Below are 23,965 nucleotides of genomic sequence, written 5' to 3'. Positions count from 1 at the left end.
CCACTACCTGTGGTCGGACAACGCGCCGGACGACGAGTGGCTGGACAACCGGAACGTCCGGCGGACGGGCCCCAGGGCGCCGGCCCGCCGGGCGGGCGGGCCGGGGCGCCTCACACGATGTGGAGGGGCCGGTGCGGCCCGTCCGGCAGCTCGACGGTGATCGGGTCTCCGGGCCGCACCACGCCCCCGGCGGCCACGACGCCCATGATCCCGGCCTTGAACCGGACGCTCCCGTCCGCGCCCCGCTCGACGACCTGCTTCAGCAGGCCCTTCTGGAAGCCGTCGATCTGCGCGCACGGATTGCGCAGCCCGGTCACCTCGACGACGGCGTCCTCCCCGAGGCGCAGCCGGGTGCCCGTGGGCAGCCCCAGCAGATCGATCCCGCGGGTGGTGACGTTCTCCCCGAGCTGCCCGGCCGCGACCTCGAACCCGGCGGCGCGGACCTCGTCGAACAGTTCCTCGTGCATCAGGTGCACCTGCCGCAGGTTCGGCCGCGCGGGATCCTTCCGCATCCGGGACCGGTGCTTCACCGTCTCCCCGGCGTGCACGTCCCCCTCCACCCCGAGCCCGGCGAGCAGCGTGATGCTCTCCCGGTTCGGCTTGGTGAACGAGTACACCCCGTTCCGGCTGACCGCCCCCACCGTTCCGTCCACGTCGGCTCCCCTCTGCCCCGCGGCGGCCGTCCGCCGCAGGTCACGACCCTACTCGCCGGGCCGGTCCGCTCCCGCGGGACGGGTGCCCGTCACGCGCCGCCCGCCCACTCCCGCAGCGCGTCCCTGCTGGCGAAGGCGGCGACGTCCTTGTCGTGCGGTGTGCCGGCGTACTGGTGGAAGCGCCACTTGGCCTTGATGCGCGGCTCGCCCGCGGTGACGTAGTCGGCGATCCACAGGCCGTCGCCCGCGTACGACGTGGTGTCGATGTTCAGCCAGAAGTTCCGGTTGCAGTAGAGCACCACCCGGTGGTGCGGCCGCAGCGCCTTCACCTTGCGTATGAACGAGTCCTTCTGCGCGTTGGACGCGTGCGTGCCGTCGCCCGTGGTCTCCCAGTCGACGGCGAGGATGTCGCCCGCCTTCTCGGGGGCGTGCTTGACGAAGTACTCGGCCTGGGCCTGCAGGTCGCCGGGCCACAGGAAGTGGTAGAAGCCGACGACCAGACCGGCGTCCCGGGCCCGCTTCGTCTGGGCGGCGAGCCTGGGGTTGACGTAGGAACGGCCCTCCGTCGCCTTGACGAAGACGAAGGAGAGACCGTCCGTGTCGAAGGACGAGGACTGATACGCACTCACGTCGATACCGCGCAGCATCGGGGGACTCCCACAATTTCCGTCGGCGGGACAGGAGTTGTACCCCGTACCTGAACCGTCAACCGCCCGCCCCCGCGTGTCGGCCGCGGTGGACCGGCTCCGGCGCCCTCAGCACTCGATGATGTTCACCGCGAGCCCGCCCCGCGCCGTCTCCTTGTACTTCACCGACATGTCGGCGCCGGTGTCCTTCATCGTCTTGATCACCTTGTCCAGGGACACCTTGTGCGAGCCGTCGCCGCGCATCGCCATCCGGGCGGCCGTGACCGCCTTGACCGCGGCCATGCCGTTGCGTTCGATGCAGGGGATCTGGACCAGGCCGCCGACCGGGTCGCAGGTGAGGCCGAGGTTGTGCTCCATGCCGATCTCCGCGGCGTTCTCGACCTGTTCGGGCGATCCGCCGAGCACCTCCGCCAGCGCGCCCGCCGCCATCGAGCAGGCGGAGCCGACCTCGCCCTGGCAGCCGACCTCGGCGCCGGAGATGGAGGCGTTCTCCTTGAAGAGCATGCCGATGGCGCCGGCCGCGAGCAGGAAGCGGACCACGCCGTCCTCGTCGGCGCCGGGCACGAAGTTCACGTAGTAGTGCAGGACCGCGGGGATGATGCCCGCCGCGCCGTTCGTGGGTGCGGTGACGACCCGCCCGCCGGCCGCGTTCTCCTCGTTCACCGCCATCGCGTAGAGCGTGATCCACTCCATCGCGTGCGCCAGGGGCTCGCCCTCGGCGCGCAGCTGGCGGGCCGAGACGGCGGCGCGGCGGCGCACCTTCAGGCCGCCCGGCAGGATGCCCTCGCGGGACATGCCCCGCGACACGCACTCCCGCATCACCCGCCAGATCTCCAGCAGCCCGGTCCGGATCTCCTCCTCGGTGCGCCAGGCCCGCTCGTTCTCCAGCATCAGGGCGGAGATCGACAGGCCCGTCTCCTTGGTCAGGCGCAGCAGTTCGTCGCCCGTGCGGAACGGGTACTTCAGGACCGTGTCGTCCAGCTTGATGCGGTCCGCGCCCACCGCGTCCTCGTCGACGACGAAGCCGCCGCCCACCGAGTAGTACGTCTTCGACAGCAGTTCGGCGCCCGAGGCGTCGCGGGCCCGCAGGATCATGCCGTTGGCGTGGTACGGCAGCGCCTTGCGGCGGTGCAGCACCAGGTCGTCGTCGAAGGAGAACGGGATCCCGTGCTCGCCGAGCAGCCGCAGCCGGCCCGACTCCCTGATGTCCGCCACCCGCTGGTCCGCCGTCTCCACGTCCACCGTGCGCGGGGATTCGCCCTCCAGGCCCAGCAGCACCGCCTTCGGGGTGCCGTGGCCGTGGCCGGTCGCGCCCAGGGAGCCGTACAGCTCGCCGCGCACGGACGCGACGGCCTCCAGCAGGCCCTCGTTGCGCAGCCGGCGGGCGAACATGCGGGCCGCGCGCATCGGGCCGACCGTGTGGGAGCTGGACGGGCCGATGCCGATCGAGAACAGGTCGAAGACCGAGACGGCCACGGTGACTCCTCGGGAACGGGGATGTGGGAGGTGCGGGAGGGTGTTCGCGCGGCGCCCCACTCGCCTACGAGTGTGCGGGGCACCGCGCGGAAAGGAACCACGGGTTCGGACACCCTTCCGGACGGGTGCCCGGAAAGGTGCCCGGAAGGGCCTACTTGTTCAGACCGGGGTACAGCGGGTGCTTGTCCGCCAGCGCCTTCACCCGGGCCTTCAGCGCCGCCGCGTCGTAGGACGGCTTCAGCGCCTGCGCGATGACGTCCGCCACCTCGGCGAAGTCCTCGGCCCCGAAACCGCGGGTGGCCAGGGCGGGCGTGCCGATGCGCAGGCCCGAGGTGACCATCGGCGGGCGCGGGTCGTTCGGGACGGCGTTGCGGTTGACCGTGATGCCGACCTCGTGGAGCCGGTCCTCGGCCTGCTGCCCGTCCAGCTCGGACTCGCGCAGGTCGACCAGGATCAGGTGCACGTCCGTACCGCCGGACAGCACGTTCACCCCGGCCTCGCGGGCGTCCGCCGCCGTCAGGCGCTCGGCGAGGATCCGCGCGCCCTCCACGGTACGGCGCTGGCGCTCCTTGAACTCCTCGCTCGCCGCGACCTTGAAGGACACCGCCTTGGCCGCGATCACATGCTCCAGGGGGCCGCCCTGGAAGCCCGGGAAGACGGAGGAGTTGAGCTTCTTCGCGAAGTCCTTCTTCGCGAGGATGATGCCGCCGCGCGGGCCGCCCAGCGTCTTGTGCGTGGTGGAGGTGACGACGTCGGCGTGCTCGACCGGGTTGGGGTGCAGACCGGCGGCGACCAGACCGGCGAAGTGGGCCATGTCGACCCACAGGTACGCCCCGGCCTCGTCCGCGATCCGGCGGAACTCGGCGAAGTCCAGCTGCCGCGGGTACGCCGACCAGCCCGCGATGATCACCTTGGGCCGGTGTTCCTTGGCCAGCCGCTCGACCTCGGCCATGTCGACCAGGCCGGTCGCGGAGTCCACGTGGTAGGCCACCACGTCGAACTGCTTGCCGGAGAAGTTCAGCCGCATCCCGTGGGTCAGGTGGCCGCCGTGCGCGAGGTCCAGGCCGAGGATGGTGTCCCCGGGCTGGGCCAGCGCGAACAGGGCGGCCTGGTTGGCGGAGGCGCCCGAGTGCGGCTGGACGTTGGCGTACTCGGCGCCGAACAGGTCCTTGACCCGGTCGATGGCGATCTGCTCGGCGACGTCGACGTGCTCGCAGCCGCCGTAGTAGCGGCGGCCGGGGTAGCCCTCGGCGTACTTGTTGGTGAGGACCGAGCCCTGGGCCTCCATGACCGCGAGCGGAGCGAAGTTCTCCGAGGCGATCATCTCGAGCGTGGACTGCTGGCGGTGCAGCTCGGCGTCGACCGCGGCGGCGACCTCCGGGTCGAGCTCGTGCAGGGGCGTGTTCAGTACGGACATGAAGGGAACGACTCCTCAGCCGGCGGTGTGGGCGGCGTACTCGTCGGCGGAGAGCAGGTCGGACGGCTCCTCGGCGACGCGGACCTTGAACAGCCAGCCGCCCTCGAAGGGGGCCGAGTTCACCAGCGACGGGTCGTTGACGACGTCCTCGTTGATCTCGGTGATCTCACCGGTGACGGGGGAGTACAGGTCGGAAACGGACTTGGTCGACTCCAGCTCGCCGCAGGACTCGCCCGCGGTCACCGTGGAGCCGACCTCGGGGAGCTGGGCGTAGACGACGTCGCCGAGCGCGTTGGCCGCGAACTCGGTGATGCCGACCGTCGCGACGCCGTCCTCGGCGGCCGACAGCCACTCGTGCTCCTTGCTGTAACGCAGCTGCTGCGGGTTGCTCATGGCCTGAATTCTCCTGTACGCGGGGAACTGCTGGTGGGTGGGGGACTGCGAAGAACGTGCGTGAGCAGGCGCGATGTGCGCCGTGTCACGCGCGCGCGGCTACGACGGTGGCACTCGCGCGGCTACGACGGTGTCACTTCTGCCGCTTGTAGAAGGGCAGCGCCACGACCTCGTACGGTTCGTGGGTGCCCCGGATGTCCACACCGACCCCGGGGGTGCCCGGCGCCGCGTGCGCGGCGTCCACGTACGCCATGGCGATCGGCTTGCCCAGCGTGGGGGAGGGGGCGCCGGAGGTGACCTCGCCGATCACCTCGCCGCCGGCGACCACCGGGTACCCGGCGCGCGGGACGCGGCGGCCCTCGGCGACCAGGCCGACGAGGACCCGCGGAGGCTCGGCGGCGGCCCGGTCGGCGGCCTCCTGAAGGGCCGCCCTTCCCACGAAGTCGCCCTCCTTGCCGAACTTCACGACCCGGCCGAGCCCGGCGTCGAAGGGCGTCACCGACGTGCTCAGCTCGTGCCCGTACAGCGGCATGCCCGCCTCCAGGCGCAGCGTGTCGCGGCAGGACAGACCGCAGGGGACCAGTCCGGCGGGCGCGCCCGCCTCGGTCAGCGCCTGCCACACCTTCTCCGCGTCGGACGGGGCGACGAACAGTTCGAAGCCGTCCTCACCGGTGTAGCCGGTGCGCGCGATCAGGGCCGGCACGCCCGCGACCGTGCCGGGCAGGCCCGCGTAGTACTTCAGGCCGTCGAGGTCGGCGTCCGTGAGGGACTTCAGGATGCCGGGGGACTCGGGGCCCTGGACGGCGATCAGCGCGTAGGCGTCCCGGTCGTCGCGCACCTCGGCGTCGAAGCCGGCGGAGCGCTCGACGAGGGCGTCCAGGACGACCTGGGCGTTGGAGGCGTTGGCCACGACCAGGTAGTCGGTCTCGGCCAGCCGGTAGACGATCAGGTCGTCGAGGATGCCGCCGTCCTCGCGGCAGATCATGGTGTAGCGGGCGCGGCCCGTCCGCACGCCGCCGATGTCGCCCACCAGGGCGTGGTCGAGCAGGGCGGCGGCCTGCGGGCCGGTGACGGCGATCTCGCCCATGTGGGAGAGGTCGAACAGGCCCGCCCGGGTGCGTACGGCGTTGTGCTCGTCGCGCTCGGAGCCGTAGCGCAGCGGCATGTCCCAGCCGGCGAAGTCGGTCATCGTCGCGCCGAGCGAGCGGTGCACGGCGTCGAGGGCGGTGCGACGGAGTTCGGTACTGCTCATCGGTCGGTCGTCTCCCAGGGCGATGGGGGTCCCCCCATGCGAGCGAAGCCGAGCATGGGGAAGCGAGGTCGTTCCTCCCCATCTGTCATCGGAACCTGAGAGGTTCGCCATGACCAGGGACGGGATCACGGCTTGCACCTTGGGTGGAGCCGCTGGTCGACAGCGGCCCGCTTTTCAGATGTGCCTCGCCCGCGCGGTAACGGTGCCTGAGAGATTCAAGGGAGGGACTTGCTCCTTCGGCGTCCCGGTGAGGCGCACGTGGCGACGCGAAACGCGGCGACGCTTACGTGCTGCCGGGAACTCTCCCGCGCGGATTCAAACGGCCGGTATGCAGTTGGCGGGCACATCATCGCACGCCTCGCCGGATGGTGGGCAGGCGGCTACTTGTGACAGGCCTGTGGCCGTAAACGTACCGAACCGGGAGACAGTGTGGATTACCTTCTTTTTACATTCGGTGGGGAGAAGCTCTCTGAACCCCGCAGGGAGGACGATCACGGTGACAAGGCCCACGGCGTATGCGACGACCTCGGCTCTCGCGCTGCCCGACCAGCCCGCGGCTCCGGCCCGCGAGCGGTGCGCGGCCCGGCCGGCGCCGGTCGTCCGCGACCTGCGCGAGCGACCCGGCCGCAGCCCGCACGCCCTGCTGTTCGGTTCCCGCGACGTCGTCGTGGTCACCGGACTGCCCGGCAGCGGCAAGTCCACTCTGATGAAGCGGGCGGTGGTGGGCGTCCGCATCGACTCCCAGGACGCCCGCGACCGCTGGGAGCGCCGCGTGCCACGCTTCCTGCCCTACGCCGTCTACCGCCCCCTGGTCCGCTTCGCCCACTACGCGGGACTGCGCCGCGCCCTGCGCTCCGGCGAGGGCGTCGTCGTGCACGACTGCGGCACGCAGGCGTGGGTGCGCGGCTGGCTCTCCCGGGAGGCCCGCCGCCGCGGCGGCACCCTCCACCTGCTCCTGCTCGACGTCGCGCCCGAGGCCGCGCTGGAGGGCCAGCGGGAGCGGGGCCGCGGCGTCTCCCGCTACGCCTTCGCCCGGCACCGCGCGGCCGTGTCCCGCCTGCTCCGCGCGGTCGAACGCGGCGATCTGCCCGACGGCTGCGGCTCGGCGATCCTCCTGGACCGCCCCGCCTCCGGCGCCCTCCGCAGAATCGCCTTCACCGGCTGACCAACTGCCTCGGGCCACCAACTGCCTCCGGCCACCAACTGCCTCCGGCCACCAACTGCCTCCGGCCAACCGCCGCGCCCGGCCAACCGTCGCGGCGCGTGCGTCCGCCGCCGGACGCCACCCGCCGCGGTGCGGTGCGCACGCCCACCGCACCGCGCACCACCGCACCGCGCACCACCGCACCGCGCACCACCGCCCCTCGCACCATGCCGTGCGCCCACCAGGCATCACGCGCCCGGCCCACTCGGCGGTGTCGCCGAGCCGGGGCGCTCGGTGACTCGGCCGGCTCCTGGGGCTCACGGACGGGTTCGGCCGGTCTCGCGGCCGACCCCGGCGGTACGGCGACCGGCCTCCGGTCGTGCTGCCGGACCGCCTCCGGCCGGCCCGGAAGGCAAGTACGGGCCGACTGCCGGGCAGTCGGCGGCGGCACCCAACTGGCCTCCACCGGCCCGACACAGGTTCCCCGCAGTCCTGCGGGCGGACTCGGGCGGTGTGGCCGACGGCCTTCCCGGGGTGCTGCGACCGGTCGGCCGGACCGGCCTCCGCCGGCATGGCGACCGGCCTCCGGCCGGCGCCGGGCCGTCCCCGGCCCAACGGGGCCGCGAGCATGGGCGGATTGCCGGGCCGACGGCGCCGGCAGGCAAGGCGACGGCACCGGCAGGCGATCGGTCCTGTCGGTTTCGCGGCCGGTCTGCGGCGGTTATTGCCGGGCGGTGCTCGTCAGTCCGGGGGCAGGTGCTCGGGTGGGTTGCCGGGTCGTCGGGGCCGGCAGGCGATCGGTTCCGTCGGTTCGCCGGCCGGTCTGCGGCGGTGCTGCCGGGCCTCCCCGGCCGACCGGGGCTGCACGCGTGGGCCGCCGGGCAGTCGGCACCGGCAACCCGCCGGCACCGGCATCGCACCACCCGTCGGCCCCCAACCGGTGGCCGCCGCAGGTCCGCGTCGGCGCCCCGGTCGTACAGCCCGCGGCCGACGTGGGCTCATGGGCCGACCGCTCGGCGGGCGTGACCCGTTAGCCTTCTCAGCCACAGCAGGTTCCAAGCAGGCGGTAGGCAGATGGACTTCCCGGCGGCGGGCTTCCCCGCGGACATACCGGCACAGGCGCACCCCCATCCGCACGGCGGATGGCCCGGCAACGAGCTGGAGGAGGTGCTCTCCGCCTCCCTCGGCGTGCCCACCGCCGGCGGGCGGATCGTCGAGGTGCTGGGGCGCAGCTTCGTGTGGGTGCCGCTGCCCAACGGCGGCGGCCCGGACAGCGGCCCCCTCGACCTGCCCACCCTCGAGATCGACGGACAGGCGTACGTGCCGGTCTTCAGCTCGGAGGAGCAGTTCCGCCAGGTCGTCGGCAACCACATGTCGTACACCATCGCGCCGGCCGTCGAGTTCGCCCGCGGTCTGCCGCCGCAGGTCGGCATCGCCGTGAACCCGGACGGCGTGGTCGGCATCCCGCTCCCGCCGGCCGCGGTGGCCGAGCTGTGCCGGGCCGGCCGCACCCCGCTGGACGGCCCCGGAGCCGGCGGCCGCGTCCGCCTCTTCGAACCGGACTGGCAGGACGACCCGGTCGACTTCCTCACCGCGGCCGCCGAGGAGTTCGCCGGCACCGGCGTCGTCACCACGGCCCGCCGCTGCCTGGCCGCGATCGAGACGGCGGACCCGGCGATGTTCGTGGGCGTGGAGCTGTCCCAGTGGGAGGGGGACTTCAGGGCGCTGCCCCTGGAGGCCCTCGGCCGGGCGCTGGCCAAGGTCCCCACCCGGTGGCCGGTGAACCTGGTCCTGCTGGACGTGACCGACGACCCGGTGGCGGTCTGGATGCGCGACCAGGTCCGGCCGTTCTACACGCGGGACCACCGGTAACCGCTGCCGCACGGGCGGCCTGCCCGCGGGGACGGGGAAGGCCGCGCGACCGGCCCAGGCGAACACGTACTCGCCGCCGGTCGCGGGGCCCCGGCCCCCCGGGCGCTTAAGCTGGTTCCATATCCGCAGCAACCTTCAGGAGGGGCGGTACAGGTGAGCGCCAGCGGCACCACGACCGGCCAGGTCGAGCACATGCTGCGCCAGGTGACGCCCGGGCGCTACGACGCCTACGAGGCGCTGCTCAGGGCGCTCGCGACCCCGTCCTCCGGCCAGGTCTGGATGCTGCTCTGGCACGGCCAGGCCGGATCCCCCGACGCCCAGTACGGGAACATGGAGGTCGACGGCTTCAGCTACGCCCCCTGCGTGACCTCCGCGCAGGAGCTGTCGGCCAGTGGCTGGAACCGATCGTACGAGGTCGTCGACGGGCTCGACGTGGCCCGCACCCTGTACCCCGACCACTACGGCCTCTGGCTCAACCCGCACGCCCCCGGCGGCGGCGTCGGCATCCCCTGGCTCGACCTGCGCCGCATCGCCACCGGCCTCGACCGCCAGCCGGCGGGCCCGCTGCGCCTGTCGGAGCCCGGGATCGAGATCCCGCAGTTCTACGCGCTGCTCGCGCAGAACGCCCACCGTACCCCGGCCGTCCGCTCACTGCGCCGCGCCTGGGTGCAGCCCGCGCTCGGGGCGCCGTACCTCGCCATCGGTCTGGACGTGTACGACACCTCGCCGCCCGCGGTGGACTCGGTGCGGGCGATGATGCAGCAGTCCATCGGGGCGGTGCCGGACGGACTGCCGGTGTCGACCGTGGCGATGTCCGACGGCCACGACCCGGTCGCGATGTGGCTGCGGGCGAACGCCCGCCCCTTCTACGACCGTGAGGCGCACGCGGCCCCCGCGCAGGCCCCGGCGGCCGGATACGGCTATCCGCCGGCCCACGGCGCATACTGAGAGACCTCACAGCCCGCCCGTAGGGGGTGCTGTTCTTCGCGCGTAGATGGCGGCGTAAGATCCTCCCGTGTCCCATATAGTCACACCCGTCCCTGTCCGACCCTCGCTACCCACTGTCCGGATAACGGAACCCTCCAGCCCGCATCACGTTTACGCATCCTTTCCCCGTCAAGTCTGGCAACAGATCGCCAAAGCGTTGAAGACTCCCGCTCCAGGGGCCTTCGCCCCTGTGTACGACGGACTGAAGACGCCGCTACAGCGGCAAGTGCGGGCCGGCTACCGCCGGTTGAGAGGGGTCCCTGCCAGATGACGGCACCATTGCACGAGCCGACCGCGGAAGCGGCCCCGAGCGCGGCCGAGGAAGCGGCGGTTGCCAGCGCCGGAGCGAAGGCCGTACAGGGGCGCTCCCTGGGCCGGATCGCCTGGGAGCGCCTGAAGCGGGACAAGCTCGCCCTCACGGGCGGCGTCGTCGTGCTCGTCCTCATCGCGCTCGCCCTGCTCGCGCCGGTGATCACCAGCCTGCTCGGCCAGGACCCGGACGCCTACCACGAGAGCCTGATCGACCCGCTGTTCGGCACCCCCAAGGGCTCGCTGGGCGGCGTCAGCGGCGAGCACCTGCTGGGCGTCGAGCCGGTCAACGGCCGCGACATCCTCGCCCGCATCCTCTACGGCGCCCGGGTCTCCCTCCTGGTGGGCTTCCTGTCCGCCGTGGTCGCCGTCGTCCTCGGCACCGTGCTGGGCATCCTCGCCGGCTTCTTCGGCGGCTGGGTCGACTCCCTGATCAGCCGCGTGATGGACGGCCTGCTGGCCTTCCCGCAGCTGCTGTTCACCATCGCCCTGGTCTCCGTCATGCCGTCCAACATGCTGGGCCTGACCGGCTCCAGCGTGCGCGTCTTCGTGATGATCCTGGTCATCGGCTTCTTCGGCTGGCCCTACATCGGACGCGTGGTGCGCGGCCAGACGCTCTCGATGCGCGAGCGCGAGTACGTCGAGGCTGCCCGGTCGCTGGGCGCGGGGCAGTTCTACATCCTGTTCAAGGAGCTGCTGCCCAACCTGGTCGCCCCGATCATCGTGTACACGACGATGATGATCCCCACGAACATCCTCACCGAGGCGGCCCTCAGCTTCCTGGGTGTCGGCGTCAAGCCGCCCACGTCCTCGTGGGGGCAGATGCTCTCCAGCGCGATCGACTACTACGAGTCGGACCCCATGTACATGGTGGTCCCGGGCGTGGCGATCTTCATCACCGTCCTCGCCTTCAACCTCTTCGGCGACGGCGTGCGCGACGCGCTGGACCCGAAGGGCTCCCGCTGAACCGCCGTACCGCAAAGCGTCCCGTGGCACCTGCACGGGGTCTCTCATCAAATCCGGAGGATCCGAGATCGTGACTACCCAACGCACCTCAGGGCGGCGTAAGCAGGCTTTGGCCGCTGCTGCCGCGGTCGCCGCGCTGCTGACCACGGCAGCGTGCGGCGGCGGCGGCGACGACGACAACAACGGTGGTGGGTCGAAGACCGGTGCGGCCGGCTTCGACGCCGCCAACAACAAGGTCGCCCAGGCATCGCTCGCCAAGAAGGGTGGCACGCTGAAGTTCGGTGGCGCCCAGGACGCCGACTCGTGGGACACCACGCGCGGTTACTACGGCTTCATGTGGAACTTCGCCCGCTACTACAGCCGTCAGCTGGTCACGGGCAAGACGGAGCCGGGCAAGGCCGGCGCCGAGCTGACCCCGGACCTCGCGGACGGCCTCGCCAAGGTCACCGACGACGGCAAGACCTACACGTACCACCTGCGTGACGGCGTCACGTGGGAGGACGGCAAGCCGATCACGTCCAAGGACGTCAAGTACGGCATAGAGCGCGTGTGGGCGCAGGACGTGCTGTCCGGCGGTCCGACCTACCTGAAGGACTTCCTGGACCCGAAGGGCACGTACAAGGGCCCGTACAAGGACTCGTCCAAGGACAAGCTGGGTCTGAAGTCGATCGAGACGCCCGACGACAAGACGATCGTCTTCCACCTGCCGAAGGCCAACTCGGACTTCGAGGAGGTGCTCGGCCTGGTGTCGGCGTCCCCGGTCCGCCAGGACAAGGACACCAAGTCCAAGTACGGCCTGCACCCGTTCTCCTCGGGCCCGTACAAGTTCCAGTCGTACAGCCCGGGCAAGAGCCTGACCCTGGTCCGCAACCCCGAGTGGAAGCAGGCCTCGGACCCGGTCCGCAAGGCGTACCCGGACAAGATCACGGTCACGTTCTACTCGGACGCCAACCAGCTCGACCAGCGTCTGCTCAACGGTGACCTGGACCTGGACATCAACCAGACCGGCATGTCGCCGCAGGGCCGCACCACCGCTCTGAAGCAGCACAAGGCCAACCTGGACAACCCGGTCTCCGGCTACATCCGTTACGCGGTCTTCCCGCAGAGCGTGAAGCCGTTCGACAACATCCACTGCCGCAAGGCCGTGATCTACGGCGCCGACCACGTGTCGCTGCAGACCGCCCGTGGTGGCCCGGTCGCCGGTGGCGACATCGGCACCAACATGCTGCCGCCGTCCGTCCCGGGTGCCGAGGGCCAGAAGTACGACCCGTACGAGCTCGCCGGCGCCAACAAGAGCGGCAACGCCGCCAAGGCCAAGGAAGAGCTGAAGGCCTGCGGCAAGCCGAGCGGCTTCTCCACCACCATCGCGGTCCGCAACAACAAGCCGGTCGAGGTGGCCACGGCCCAGTCGCTGCAGGCGTCGCTGAAGAAGGTCGGCATCAACGCCCAGATCGACCAGTACGACGGCTCGCAGACCGCCGGCATCATCGGCAGCCCGTCGAACGTCAAGAAGAAGAACTACGGCATCATCATCATGGGTTGGGGTCCGGACTTCCCGACCGTCCAGGGCTTCGGTCTGCCGCTGTGGGACAGCAAGTACATCCTGCAGAGCGGTAACAACAACTACGCCCTGATCAAGGACAAGGCGATCGACGGCCTGTTCGACCAGTACGTCACGACGCTGGACGACGCCGGCAAGACCAAGATCTCCACGGAGATCAACCACAAGGTCATGGAGGGCGGTTACTACCTGCCCTTCGTCTTCGAGAAGTTCATCAACTGGCGCTCGGACAACCTGGCGAACGTCTACACGTCGGACAACTACAGCGGCATGTACGACTTCGTCAACCTCGGTCTGAAGTCCGCGAAGTAAACCCGGCACACCCGCCGTACGGCACGAAAGGCAGGTGAAGGCCGGCGCGGCGTGACCGCGGGTCACCTGGGGACACCTCCCACGCTCATGAGGCACTGGGGGAGACCGCAGGTGGCCCGCGGTCCGCGGCGGGCCGTTAGCTGTGCTCGCTTACCTCATCAGGCGGCTGTTCGCCGCCGCAGTGATGCTCGTGGTCATCATCATGGTGGTCTTCGGCATCTTCTTCCTCGTCCCCAAGTGGGCGGGCGTCGACATCGCCGCGAGCTTCGTGGGCAAGCAGGCCGACCCGGCCTCCGTCGAAGCGGTGCGGCAGAAGCTCGGACTGAGCGACCCGATCTACTCCCAGGTCTGGGAGTTCTTCAAGGGTGTCTTCGTCGGCCGCACCTACTCGGGCGGCGGCGACGTCACCCAGTGCGCCGCGCCGTGCTTCGGCTACTCCTTCCGCAGTGAGCAGTCGGTCTGGCCGGTGCTCACCGACCGCTTCCCGGTGACCCTGGGTCTCGCGCTCGGTGCCGCCGTGCTGTGGCTGGTCTTCGGTGTCGCGGCGGGTGTGCTCTCCGCCCTGAAGCGGGGCACCATCTGGGACCGCGGCGCGATGGTCATCGCGCTGTCGGGTGTCTCCCTGCCCATCTACTTCACCGGCATGCTCTCGCTGGCGATCTTCGCCTACGGGCTGAACTGGATCGACGCCCAGTACGTGCCGCTCGACCAGAGCTTCGGCGGCTGGTTCGGCGGCATGATCCTTCCCTGGATCACCCTCGCGTTCCTGTACGCGGCGATGTACGCCCGGATCACCCGCGCCACCATGCTGGAGATCCTCGGCGAGGACTACATCCGCACCGCCCGCGCGAAGGGACTCAAGGAGCAGGTCGTCATCCGCAAGCACGCCATGCGCTCGACGATGACGCCGATCCTTACGATGCTCGGCATGGACCTCGGCGCCCTCATCGGCGGCGCCATCCTGACCGAGTCGACGTTCAACCTGCCCGGTCTCGGCCGCGAAGTGCTCACCGCCATCAAGAACCAGGACCTGCCCATCATCCTGGGCGTCACCCTGATCACTTCCCTCGCGGTGCTGATCGCGAACCTCGTGGTGGACATCCTGTACGCCGTGATCGACCCCCGAGTGAGGCTCGCATGACCGAACTCAGCAAGACCGGAGCAGCCGTGGGCGAGCCCACCTCCGCCTCGCCGGCCCCGACGTCCTTCCTGGAGGTGCGCGACCTCAAGGTGCACTTCCCGACGGACGACGGCCTGGTCAAGTCCGTCGACGGGCTCAGCTTCCACCTGGAGAAGGGCAAGACCCTCGGCATCGTGGGCGAGTCCGGCTCCGGCAAGTCGGTGACCTCGCTCGGCATCATGGGCCTGCACACCGCCGGCCAGTACGGCAAGCGCAAGGCGCAGATCTCCGGCGAGATCTGGCTGGACGGCACCGAGCTGCTGTCCGCCGATCCCGAGTACGTGCGCAAGCTGCGCGGCCGCGAGATGGCGATGATCTTCCAGGACCCGCTGTCGGCGCTGCACCCGTACTACACGATCGGGCAGCAGATCGTGGAGGCGTACCGCATCCACCACGACGTCGACAAGAAGACCGCCCGGCGCCGTGCGATCGAGATGCTCGACCGGGTCGGCATCCCGCAGCCGGACAAGCGGGTGGACAGCTACCCGCACGAGTTCTCCGGCGGCATGCGCCAGCGCGCGATGATCGCGATGGCGCTGGTCAACAACCCCGAGCTGCTGATCGCGGACGAGCCGACGACCGCCCTGGACGTGACCGTCCAGGCGCAGATCCTCGACCTGATCCGCGACCTGCAGAAGGAGTTCGGCTCCGCGGTCATCGTCATCACCCACGACCTGGGCGTCGTCGCCGAACTGGCCGACGACATCCTGGTGATGTACGGCGGCCGCTGCGTCGAGCGGGGCCCGGCGGACAAGGTCTTCTACGAGCCCCGCCACCCCTACACCTGGGGCCTGCTCGGCTCGATGCCGCGTCTGGACCGTGAGCAGCAGGACCGGCTGGTCCCGGTCAAGGGGGCGCCGCCCTCCCTGATCAACCTGCCGTCCGGCTGTGCCTTCCATCCGCGCTGCCCGTACGCGGACGTACCGAAGGACAACACCACCCGCACGGTCCGCCCCGAGCTGACCGAGGTCGGCAGCCAGCACTGGGCCGCCTGCCACATGACCAAGGAGCAGCGGGAGCGTATCTGGATCGAAGAGATTGCGCCGAAGCTGTGAGCGAGGACAAAGCAGTGAGCATCCCTGCGCAGAGCGAAGGCGCCGTGGCCACCGCGGAGAACGCCGCCCCCGGCGAGACCTTGCTGAAGGTGACCGGGCTGCAGAAGCACTTCCCGATCAAGAAGGGCCTGCTCCAGCGGCAGGTCGGCGCCGTGCACGCGGTCGACGGCCTCGACTTCGAGGTCAAGTCCGGCGAGACGCTCGGCGTCGTGGGCGAGTCCGGCTGCGGCAAGTCGACCATGGGCCGGCTGATCACCCGGCTGCTGGAGCCGACCGGCGGCCGGATCGAGTTCGAGGGCCGGGACATCACGCACCTCGGGGTGAGCGGCATGCGTCCGCTGCGCCGCGACGTGCAGATGATCTTCCAGGACCCGTACTCGTCGCTGAACCCGCGCCACACCATCGGCACCATCATCGGCGCCCCCTTCAAGCTCCAGGGCGTCACGCCCGAGGGCGGCATCAAGAAGGAGGTCCAGCGGCTGCTGTCGGTGGTCGGTCTCAACCCCGAGCACTACAACCGCTACCCGCACGAGTTCTCCGGCGGCCAGCGCCAGCGCATCGGCATCGCCCGCGCGCTCGCGCTGAAGCCGAAGCTGGTCGTGGCCGACGAGCCGGTCTCCGCGCTGGACGTGTCGATCCAGGCCCAGGTCGTCAACCTGCTCGACGACCTCCAGGAGGAACTGGGCCTGACGTACGTGATCATCGCGCACGACCTGTCGGTCGTCCGGCACGTCTCGGACCGGATCGCGGTGATGTACCTCGGCAAGATCGTCGAGCTGGCCGACCGGGACGCGCTGTACCGGGCGCCGATGCACCCGTACACCAAGGCGCTGATGTCGGCGGTGCCGATCCCGGACCCCAGGCGCAAGAACGCCAAGAGCGAGCGCATCCTGCTCCGCGGCGACGTGCCGTCGCCGATCTCCCCGCCAAGCGGCTGCCGCTTCCACACCCGGTGCTGGAAGGCGACGGAGATCTGCCGGACGACCGAGCCGCCGCTGCTGGAGCTGAAGCCCGGTCAGCAGGTGGCCTGCCACCACCCGGAGAACTTCGAGGACCAGGCCCCGCAGGACACCGTGCTGCTGACCGCCGCGAAGGAGGCGGCGGAGCTGGTGTCCGACGAGGTGCTGGCGGAGTCGGCGGCGACGTCGGCCGCGGTGGCCGCGGAGGTCGCGGAGGCCGAGGCCGGCGCCGAGGAGCCCGGTGTCCACAAGGGTCTCCACAAGGCTCCCGCGGCGGCCTCCGGCGACGAGCCGCAGGACGCCGAGGCCGAGGCGGGCTCCGGCGCCGCCGCGGAGGGCACCGACGGGCAGGACCCGCTCAAGAAGTAACCTCCGAGGCAGCGTTCGAAGCAGCCAAACCCTCAGCGAGCCCCCGCCTTGCATTGCAAGGCGGGGGTTTGTTTCTGGGTGAGAATGGAAGGGTGCTTCAGCAACTGTTCAGCCCTTCCGTCCAGCACACGCTCGACGTCGTCGGCATCTTCGTGTTCGCCATCTCCGGCGCGCTGCTGGCCGTGCGCAAGAACTTCGACGTCTTCGGCATCGCCGTCCTCGCCGAGGTCACCGCGCTGGGCGGCGGGCTGTTCCGGGACCTGGTCATCGGGGCCGTGCCGCCGGCCGCCTTCACCGACCTCGGGTACTTCGTCACCCCGCTGTTCGCGGCCCTCCTGGTCTTCTTCCTGCACCCGCAGGTGGAGCGCATCCAGTCCGCGGTCAACGTCTTCGACGCGGCCGGCCTCGGCCTGTTCTGCGTCGCCGGGACGACGAAGGCGTACGACTACGGTCTCGGCCTCACCTTCTCGGCCGCCCTCGGCCTGGCCACCGCCGTCGGCGGCGGCGTGCTGCGGGACGTGCTCGCCAACGAGGTGCCCTCGCTGCTGCGCTGGGACCGCGACCTGTACGCGGTCCCAGCGATCGTCGGAGCGGCCATGGTCGCCCTGTGCATCCGCTACGACGCCGTCACCCCGGTCACCACCGGGCTCGCGGTGGTGACCGCCTTCGTGCTGCGGCTGCTCGCGATGCGGTTCCACTGGCGGGCCCCGCGCGCCTGGAACCGGCGCTCGACGGTGCGGGAGGAGGAGCCGGCCGCGCAGTGACCCCGCCCGAGCAAAAGCTACCGCTTAGTATCCGCTTGTTGTAATGTTCACCCATGCCAGAAGCAGCCTCCGCACCTGCCGCGCGGGCCACCATCGGGGACAGCGAGTTCGACCGGGACACCGCGCTGACCCGTCGCGCCCCCGGCGTCTACGACATCGACCTCTCCGCCGGCTGGACGATCATCAACGCCGTCAACGGCGGCTATCTGCTGGCCGTCCTGGGCCGCGCGCTCGCGGACGCCCTGCCGCACTCCGACCCGTTCACCATCTCCGCGCACTACCTGACCGCCTCCCAGCCGGGCCCGGCGGTGGTGCGCACGGAGATCGTGCGCACCGGCCGGACGCTGTCGACCGGCCAGGCGTCGCTGTTCCAGTACGACGAGCGGGGCGCCGAGGTCGAGCGCATCCGCGTCCTGGCCTCCTACGGCGACCTGGGCACCCTCCCCGACGACGTCCGCACGACCGCCCGGCCGCCCGCGATGCCGCCGATGGACCAGTGCTTCGGCCCGGAGGACGGCCCGGCGCCCGTCTCCGGCAGCTCGGCCATCGCCGACCGCCTGATGCTCAAGCTGGACCCGTCCACCCTGGGCTGGGCGCTCGGCGCCCCCTCCGGCAAGGGCGAGATGCGGGCCTGGTTCGGCCTCGCCGACGGCCGCGACGCCGACCCCCTCTCGCTGCTCCTCGCGGTGGACGCGCTGCCGCCCACCGCGTTCGAGCTCGGCCTGTCCGGCTGGGTGCCCACGGTCGAGCTGACGGTACACGTCCGCTGCCGCCCCGCCCCCGGGCCGGTGCGCGTGGCGATCACCACCCGCAACCTGGCCGGCGGCTTCCTGGAGGAGGACGCCGAGGTCTGGGACAGCGCGGACCGGCTGGTCGCCCAGTCCCGCCAGCTCGCCCGGGTCAGACTCGGCTGAACGGCGTCCGGCCCTGTTCCGTGCCGACCGGGTGCGGTCGGCGACCGTTCTGGGCGATCCCGTCAGGCGCCGGCCCGGCGTCGAACTCGCCGACGCCTGGGAGGTGTTGCGCCGCCAGACCGAGGAGCGGACGGGCGGGCTCGACGTCACCGTCCGGGGCAGGCGCGAGCGGCTGGACACGTTCTGCGCCTGAACGCCGGGCACCTGGCCGAACTCCCCGACGCCGACGGCACCGGCGAGTGGGTCACCGTGCGCCGGTCCTGCGGCGTCGTCCGCGAGGCGCGCCAACTGCCGCCGTACGCCGACCAGGTGGAGGTCCGCTCGCCGCCCGGGGTGCGCGAGGAGCCGGCGGCCGCGGCCGCCTCCGTCACGAGGCTGTACCGGCCGGCGGCCGGGGGCGGGCCGTGAAGCGGCTGGTGGGCGGCGCGCGTTGAGGTCCGCTTTACCCGATTGACAGCCCGGGGACAGGCCGGCCCCAACAAGCGCCTAACCGGGGTTGATTGAGTGCCCGCCTCAGGACTTCCTCATTCTCCCCTGGAGCTGTCCCTCATGAAGCGTGTGCGTCTCGTCCCCGCGGTCGCCCTGCTGGCGCTCTCGCCGCTGGCCCTGGTGGCCTGCGGCTCGGACGGCTCGTCGTCCTCCTCCGGCAGCGGCACCTCCGCCCAGCAGTCATGTCAGCCGCCGTCGGGCGCGCCGGGCGGCCGCCCCTCGGGGATGCCGAGCGGTGTTCCGTCGGGCGCCCCGACCGGCAAGGCGACCGCCCGGCCCTCCGGCGCGCCGTCGGGGATGCCGAGCGTTGCGCCCAGCGGCGGCCCCGGTGGCGGCCAGGGCGGCCCCGGCGGGGGTCAGGGCGGCTGCGGCGGTCCCGGCGGCGGCGCGATGCCCAGCGGCGTCCCCAGCCAGAGCGCGACCGGGAGCTGACCCGGCGTCGTACGGCAGGGGCGGCACCCGTACCTCGGGTGCCGCCCCACCCGCTGTCCGGGCTCAGTCCAGCCAGTGGTCCCGGCCGACGGTGATCAGCCGCAACTGCCGGGTGGCGCGCCGGGTCACGCGCTCGCGCTCCTGCGACGGGGCCTCCAGCGCCTGGAGGAACAGCGAGGCCGTGATCAGCATCTGGTCGACGTACAGATGGGCCAGCATGAGCAGGTCGTCGTCGCTCCAGCCCGCGGACTGGGGGTCCTTGGCCAGTTCGGCCTTCACCTCCTCGGCGAACCGCTCCAGTTGCTCACGGATCGCCTCCCGCACCGGCTGCACCCCGCCGTGCCGCTCGCGGGCGATGAAACGGACGTGCGCGGGGTACGCGTCGACATGGCGGGCGATCAACTCGACGGCGCGCGCGATGCGTTGATCGATGTCGTCGGCCGCGGACACCGTCGCCCGGATCATCGGTTGCAGGCTGCCCAGCGCCTCCTCGACCAGGGCCACGCCCAGATCCGCCGTCGAGCGGAAGTGGCGGTAGAAGGCCGTCGGGGCGACGCCGACGGCGCGCGTGACCTCACGCAGGCCCAGGCTGCTCAGGCTCTGCTCCTCCAGCAGGGCGAGCGCCGCGTCCAGGAGTGCCTGCCGGGTCTTCTGCTTCTGGACCTGGCGGATGCCGAGGGTGTGACTCATGCCATGCAGTTAACAACTGTTCTCCGGAATTTGAAAGGCATGGAACACGCTAGACTCGGTAGTCAGTGAACAAGTGTTACTACAACCGTTCACCGAGATGTCATCGAGTGGCGTCCCCGGGACGCCCCGGAGGGGGATCGAATCTCATGCTGTTCCTCGTCGCCGCGTTCATGCTGCTCGGCGTGGTGCTGGGCACCGTCGCCCACGCGCCGCTGACCGTCAGCGCCGCCGCGGCCGTCGGCATCGCCGTCTGGCTCGGCGTCTTCGCCGTCCGCGAGCGCCGCAACCGGCGCCGGACCTCGGCCCACTGACGTCCGCACCGACGACCGTCCGCACCGACCCACAGGAGCTGAGCACCATGCACCTCACCGCCCCGGCCACCGCACGCCGCACCGAGCCCCGCTCGCCCGTCCGCGACGCCGACGGCATGGCCGTCGCGTCCTTCATCCTCGGCCTGCTCGGCCTGCTCGTGCTGAACGTCTTCCTCGGCCCCGTCGCCATCGTGCTCGCGGCCGTCGCCCTCTGGCGCGGCACCACCCGCCGCGGCCGCGCGTACCTGGGCCTGACCCTCGGCGTGGCCGATCTTGCCGTCCTGCTGATCGCCATGGAGATGTCCAACACCGTCTCCTGGAGCCTGTGACCCCGGGGGATCCCGGCACGGCCCACGGCCGACACCCCGAGGACGACGGGGCACGGCCGAAGGCACCGCCCTGCCACGCCTCCTGGCACGCCTGCCGCGGCCGACGGCCCGTGAAGGGGGCCCCGTAGAATCGGGGGCATCATGGCTTACCTCGACCACGCCGCGACCACCCCGATGCTGCCCGAGGCAGTCGAGGCACTCGCCGCGCACCTGAGCGTCACGGGCAACGCCTCCTCCCTGCACGCCTCCGGCCGCAGGGCCCGCCGCACGGTCGAGGAGGCCCGCGAGACCCTCGCGGAAGCGCTCGGCGCCCGACCCAGCGAGGTCGTCTTCACCTCCGGCGGCACCGAGGCCGACAATCTCGCCGTCAAGGGCCTGTACTGGTCGCGCCGCGCCGCCGACCCGGCCCGCACCCGCATCCTGAGCAGCCCCGTCGAGCACCACGCCGTCCTGGACGCCGTCCACTGGCTCGGCGAGCACGAGGGCGCCACGGTCGAGTACCTGCCGGTCGACTCCTACGGCCGGGTCCACCCCGAGGCCCTGCGCGAGGCGATCGCCCGCGATCCGGCCGACGTGGCCCTGGCCACCGTGATGTGGGCGAACAACGAGATCGGCACGGTTCTGCCGGTCCGTGAACTCGCCGAGGTCGCCCGCGAGTTCGACATCCCGCTGCACGCCGACGCGGTCCAGGCCGTCGGCCAGGTGCCGGTCGACTTCGCCGCCTCGGGGCTCGCCGCGATGACGGTCTCCGGCCACAAGATCGGCGGGCCGTACGGCATCGGCGCGCTGCTCCTCGGCCGCGAGCACAGCCCCGTGCCCGTCCTGCACGGCGGCGGCCAGGAGCGGCACGTGCGCTCCGGCACCCTGGACGTCCCCGCGATCGCCTCCTTCGCGGTCGCCGGACGGCTGGCCGCCGAGCGGCGCGAGTGGTTCGAACGCGAGATCGGCGCCCTGCGCGACAGCCTGATCGAAGCCGTCCGCGGCGCCGTCCCGGACGCCATCCTCGGCGGCGACCCGGTCGACCGGCTCCCGGCGAACGCCCACTTCACCTTCCCCGGCTGCGAGGGCGACTCCCTGCTGCTGCTCCTGGACGCCCAGGGCATCGAGTGCTCCACGGGCTCCGCCTGCACCGCGGGCGTCGCCCAGCCCAGTCACGTCCTGCTGGCCACCGGAGCCGAACCGGCCCTGGCCCGCGGCACCCTGCGCTTCTCCCTCGGCCACACCTCCACGGAGGCCGACGTCGAGGCGGTCGCGAAGGCGATCGGCCCGGCGGTGGAACGGGCCCGCGCGGCGGGCCTGACCTGACGCTCCACCGGAAGCGCCGGGCCGTGCCGTCGGCCGTCCGCGGCACCGTCGTAGCCGGTCGCGCAGTTCCCCGCGCCCCTTCAGGGGCGGTCGCCCCGCAGCGGACTCCGCCCGGCCCGCACAGTGCCGCGGCGCGCCTGCCGGTGATCGCGTGATCGCAGTGCTCGCGGCGGTGCTGATCCGGCCCCGGATCAGGCCCGCGCGCGCCGTACGAGCCGCATGTACCGGTCCCAGTCCCAGTGCGGGCCCGGGTCGGTGTGGTCCGTGCCGGGCACCTCCACGTGCCCGATGACGTGCTCCCGGTCCGCCGGTATGCCGTACCGCCCGCATATCCCGGCCGTCAGGCGGGCCGAGGCGGCGTACATCGCGTCCGTGAAGGAGGACGCGTCCGCCACGAAGCCCTCGTGCTCGATGCCGACGCTGCGTTCGTTGTACGCCCGGTTGCCCGCGTGGAACGCCACGTCCAGCTCGCGGATCATCTGCGTGATCCGGCCGTCCCGGCGCACGATGTAGTGGGCCGCGGCCTGGTGGCCGGGATCCTGGAACACCTTCACCGCGCTGCCGTAGCTGCCCTGGGTGACATGGATGACCACGCGGTCGATCCGGTAGTCGTCCGGCCGGTCCGCCCACCGGAAGTTCGCCGGGGAGGCGGCCACCCAGCGCGCGCCCCGGAAGTCCACCGCGCCCTCCACTCGCGGCCTGCGCACCCCCGGCAGCCGCCACCACAGGTGCGCCAGCTCCTCACGAGCCAGCGCGACCGTCCCCACGGCGGCCGCCGCCCCGCCCACGAGCAGCGCCCGCCGGCCGATCCGCCGGTCCCCGTCGCTCTTCCTCGTCCCCGCCTCGACCCCCATGTGATCCACAACGGATACTCGCGAGCTCCGGTTCCCGCGGGCCCTTACCCTTGAGGGGCTATGACTGACACCCCGCAGCGCCCCCTCCGCGTCCTCGCCGCCATGTCCGGCGGAGTGGACTCCGCCGTCGCCGCCGCCCGCGCCGCGGAGGCCGGCCACGACGTGACCGGCGTCCACCTCGCGCTCTCCGCGAACCCGCAGTCGTTCCGCACCGGCGCGCGGGGCTGCTGCACCATCGAGGACTCGCGCGACGCCCGCCGCGCCGCCGACGTCATCGGCATCCCGTTCTACGTCTGGGACCTCGCCGACCGCTTCCGCGAGGACGTGGTCGAGGACTTCGTCGCCGAGTACGAGGCCGGCCGCACCCCCAACCCGTGCCTGCGCTGCAACGAGAAGATCAAGTTCGCCGCCCTGCTCGACAAGGCGCTGGCGCTGGGCTTCGACGCGGTGTGCACCGGCCACTACGCCAAGGTGATCCTCAACGCGGACGGCACGCGCGAGCTGCACCGCGCCTCCGACCTGGCCAAGGACCAGTCGTACGTGCTCGGCGTGCTCGACGACCGGCAGCTCGCCCACGCCATGTTCCCGCTCGGCGACACCGTCACCACCAAGGACGAGATCCGCGCCGAGGCCGAGCGCCGCGGCCTCGCCGTCGCCAAGAAGCCCGACTCGCACGACATCTGCTTCATCGCCGACGGCGACACCCAGGGCTTCCTGGCCAGGCGGCTGGGCAGGGCCGAGGGCGACATCGTCGACGAGTCCGGCGCGAAGCTCGGCACGCACGACGGGGCGTACGGCTTCACCATCGGCCAGCGCAAGGGCCTGCGCATCGGCACCCCGGCGCCCGACGGCAAGCCGCGCTACGTGCTGGACATCTCGCCCGTGAACAACACCGTCACCGTCGGCCCGGCCGAGGCCCTGGACGTCTCCGCGCTCACCGCGATCCGGCCCCGCTGGTGCGGAGCGGCCCCCACCGGCCCCGGCACCTACACCGCCCAGCTGCGCGCCCACGGCGGCGAGACCGAGGTGCGGGCGGAGCCGGTCGACGGCCGGCTGGAGGTCACCTTCACCGAGCCGGTCCGCGGCGTGGCCCCCGGTCAGGCGATCGTCCTGTACGACGGCACCCGAGTCGTCGGCTCGGCCACCATCGCCTCCACCACCCGCGCGACGGCCTCCGTCGGCTAGCCGCGCCGTCCGGGGACGCGGACCGGGGCAAGAGATCCGGGGTGCCGCGCGAGCCGTTCGAACTTGCTTCGGGAGCGCGGGAGGAGACCAGCCTCTTCGAGGTCGATCTGCTCCTCGGAAGGCGGCCCGTCCGCTGCACC

General features: G+C 71.7%; 23 protein-coding genes, 1 pseudogene and 1 riboswitch. Of the genes and pseudogenes, 16 read left to right on the top strand and 8 right to left on the bottom strand.

Features of this window, described 5'->3' with window-relative positions; all coding sequences use genetic code 11:
- Positions 1–110 precede the first annotated feature (110 nt).
- The 6 genes from AB0G63_RS29405 to gcvT all read right to left on the bottom strand — a co-directional run bounded on the left by AB0G63_RS29405 (position 111) and on the right by gcvT (position 5,838).
- Positions 111–653 carry an MOSC domain-containing protein gene (locus tag AB0G63_RS29405; RefSeq protein WP_360756242.1) on the bottom strand — a complete coding sequence of 181 codons (543 nt, stop codon included), beginning with the start codon at positions 651–653 and terminating at the stop codon, positions 111–113.
- 89 nt (positions 654–742) lie between these two features.
- Positions 743–1,300 (bottom strand): glycoside hydrolase family 25 protein, encoded by a 558-nt coding sequence (locus AB0G63_RS29400; protein ID WP_360756239.1) that lies wholly within the window; start codon positions 1,298–1,300, stop codon positions 743–745.
- Positions 1,301–1,408: 108 nt separating this feature from the next.
- Positions 1,409–2,776 carry an L-serine ammonia-lyase gene (locus AB0G63_RS29395; protein WP_360756237.1) on the bottom strand — a complete coding sequence of 456 codons (1,368 nt, stop codon included), beginning with the start codon at positions 2,774–2,776 and terminating at the stop codon, positions 1,409–1,411.
- Between the two features lie 151 nt (positions 2,777–2,927).
- Positions 2,928–4,193 carry a serine hydroxymethyltransferase gene (gene glyA, locus AB0G63_RS29390; protein ID WP_360756234.1) on the bottom strand — a complete coding sequence of 422 codons (1,266 nt, stop codon included), beginning with the start codon at positions 4,191–4,193 and terminating at the stop codon, positions 2,928–2,930.
- Positions 4,194–4,208: 15 nt separating this feature from the next.
- Positions 4,209–4,586 (bottom strand): glycine cleavage system protein GcvH, encoded by a 378-nt coding sequence (gene gcvH, locus AB0G63_RS29385; RefSeq protein WP_360756231.1) that lies wholly within the window; start codon positions 4,584–4,586, stop codon positions 4,209–4,211.
- Between the two features lie 133 nt (positions 4,587–4,719).
- Complete coding sequence (gcvT, locus tag AB0G63_RS29380; RefSeq protein WP_360756228.1) at positions 4,720–5,838, bottom strand: glycine cleavage system aminomethyltransferase GcvT; 1,119 nt, start codon at positions 5,836–5,838, stop codon at positions 4,720–4,722.
- 184 nt (positions 5,839–6,022) lie between these two features.
- A riboswitch (glycine riboswitch) is annotated at positions 6,023–6,156 on the bottom strand.
- Between the two features lie 178 nt (positions 6,157–6,334).
- Between gcvT and AB0G63_RS29375 the strand changes: the two genes are divergently transcribed.
- The 12 genes and pseudogenes from AB0G63_RS29375 (at position 6,335) to AB0G63_RS29320 (ending at position 19,151) form a co-directional block, all read left to right on the top strand.
- Complete coding sequence (locus AB0G63_RS29375) at positions 6,335–7,003, top strand: AAA family ATPase (protein WP_360756225.1); 669 nt, start codon at positions 6,335–6,337, stop codon at positions 7,001–7,003.
- 1,053 nt (positions 7,004–8,056) lie between these two features.
- A complete protein-coding gene (locus AB0G63_RS29370) occupies positions 8,057–8,854 on the top strand; it encodes an enhanced serine sensitivity protein SseB (RefSeq protein WP_360756222.1) in 798 nt (265 codons plus the stop codon).
- A 153-nt stretch (positions 8,855–9,007) separates the two neighbouring features.
- A complete protein-coding gene (locus AB0G63_RS29365; RefSeq protein WP_360756219.1) occupies positions 9,008–9,802 on the top strand; it encodes an enhanced serine sensitivity protein SseB C-terminal domain-containing protein in 795 nt (264 codons plus the stop codon).
- A gap of 306 nt (positions 9,803–10,108) precedes the next feature.
- On the top strand, positions 10,109–11,116 hold the full coding sequence (locus AB0G63_RS29360) for an ABC transporter permease (protein WP_360756216.1): 1,008 nt from the start codon (positions 10,109–10,111) through the stop codon (positions 11,114–11,116).
- A 70-nt stretch (positions 11,117–11,186) separates the two neighbouring features.
- The gene (locus AB0G63_RS29355; protein WP_360756214.1) at positions 11,187–12,989 is read left to right on the top strand and encodes an ABC transporter substrate-binding protein; all 1,803 of its coding nucleotides are present in this window, start codon (positions 11,187–11,189) and stop codon (positions 12,987–12,989) included.
- 142 nt (positions 12,990–13,131) lie between these two features.
- Positions 13,132–14,130 (top strand): ABC transporter permease, encoded by a 999-nt coding sequence (locus tag AB0G63_RS29350; protein WP_360756211.1) that lies wholly within the window; start codon positions 13,132–13,134, stop codon positions 14,128–14,130.
- Positions 14,127–15,224 carry an ABC transporter ATP-binding protein gene (locus AB0G63_RS29345; RefSeq protein WP_360756209.1) on the top strand — a complete coding sequence of 366 codons (1,098 nt, stop codon included), beginning with the start codon at positions 14,127–14,129 and terminating at the stop codon, positions 15,222–15,224. The genes AB0G63_RS29350 and AB0G63_RS29345 overlap by 4 nt, the downstream gene beginning before the upstream one ends.
- Positions 15,225–15,238: 14 nt before the next feature.
- Positions 15,239–16,552 carry a dipeptide ABC transporter ATP-binding protein gene (locus AB0G63_RS29340; protein WP_360756206.1) on the top strand — a complete coding sequence of 438 codons (1,314 nt, stop codon included), beginning with the start codon at positions 15,239–15,241 and terminating at the stop codon, positions 16,550–16,552.
- 92 nt (positions 16,553–16,644) lie between these two features.
- Positions 16,645–17,316: a trimeric intracellular cation channel family protein gene (locus AB0G63_RS29335; RefSeq protein ID WP_360756203.1), complete on the top strand. Its 672-nt coding sequence runs from the start codon at positions 16,645–16,647 to the stop codon at positions 17,314–17,316.
- Positions 17,317–17,369: 53 nt separating this feature from the next.
- Positions 17,370–18,230 (top strand): thioesterase family protein, encoded by an 861-nt coding sequence (locus tag AB0G63_RS29330; protein WP_360756200.1) that lies wholly within the window; start codon positions 17,370–17,372, stop codon positions 18,228–18,230.
- A 1-nt stretch (position 18,231) separates the two neighbouring features.
- Positions 18,232–18,638 (top strand): annotated as a pseudogene (locus tag AB0G63_RS29325) (WYL domain-containing protein); the annotation flags it as partial.
- A 141-nt stretch (positions 18,639–18,779) separates the two neighbouring features.
- On the top strand, positions 18,780–19,151 hold the full coding sequence (locus AB0G63_RS29320) for a hypothetical protein (RefSeq protein WP_360756197.1): 372 nt from the start codon (positions 18,780–18,782) through the stop codon (positions 19,149–19,151).
- 63 nt (positions 19,152–19,214) lie between these two features.
- On the opposite strand, the gene AB0G63_RS29315 is transcribed toward AB0G63_RS29320, so the two are convergent.
- The gene (locus AB0G63_RS29315; RefSeq protein ID WP_360756194.1) at positions 19,215–19,841 is read right to left on the bottom strand and encodes a TetR family transcriptional regulator; all 627 of its coding nucleotides are present in this window, start codon (positions 19,839–19,841) and stop codon (positions 19,215–19,217) included.
- Positions 19,842–19,987: 146 nt separating this feature from the next.
- On the opposite strand from AB0G63_RS29315, the gene AB0G63_RS29310 reads away from it, so the two are divergent.
- The 3 genes from AB0G63_RS29310 to AB0G63_RS29300 all read left to right on the top strand — a co-directional run bounded on the left by AB0G63_RS29310 (position 19,988) and on the right by AB0G63_RS29300 (position 21,786).
- Positions 19,988–20,152, top strand: a complete 165-nt coding sequence (locus tag AB0G63_RS29310; protein ID WP_360756191.1) for a hypothetical protein — start codon at positions 19,988–19,990, stop codon at positions 20,150–20,152.
- Between the two features lie 47 nt (positions 20,153–20,199).
- Entirely contained in the window at positions 20,200–20,481 is a 282-nt protein-coding gene (locus AB0G63_RS29305; protein ID WP_360756189.1) for a DUF4190 domain-containing protein, read from the top strand.
- Positions 20,482–20,622: 141 nt separating this feature from the next.
- Positions 20,623–21,786: a cysteine desulfurase family protein gene (locus AB0G63_RS29300; protein WP_360756186.1), complete on the top strand. Its 1,164-nt coding sequence runs from the start codon at positions 20,623–20,625 to the stop codon at positions 21,784–21,786.
- A gap of 191 nt (positions 21,787–21,977) precedes the next feature.
- Here the strand turns inward: AB0G63_RS29300 and AB0G63_RS29295 are convergent, their stop codons facing one another.
- Positions 21,978–22,640, bottom strand: a complete 663-nt coding sequence (locus AB0G63_RS29295) for an N-acetylmuramoyl-L-alanine amidase (RefSeq protein WP_360756183.1) — start codon at positions 22,638–22,640, stop codon at positions 21,978–21,980.
- A 60-nt stretch (positions 22,641–22,700) separates the two neighbouring features.
- Between AB0G63_RS29295 and mnmA the strand changes: the two genes are divergently transcribed.
- Positions 22,701–23,825 carry a tRNA 2-thiouridine(34) synthase MnmA gene (gene mnmA / locus AB0G63_RS29290; RefSeq protein WP_360756180.1) on the top strand — a complete coding sequence of 375 codons (1,125 nt, stop codon included), beginning with the start codon at positions 22,701–22,703 and terminating at the stop codon, positions 23,823–23,825.
- Positions 23,826–23,965: the final 140 nt, after the last annotated feature.

It is taken from the genome of Streptomyces sp. NPDC020996 (assembly GCF_040641355.1).
In the GTDB taxonomy this organism is placed as follows: Bacteria; Actinomycetota; Actinomycetes; order Streptomycetales; family Streptomycetaceae; genus Streptomyces.
Note: the sequence above shows the minus strand (reverse complement) of the source record. Positions and strands in the feature narration are given on the sequence as shown.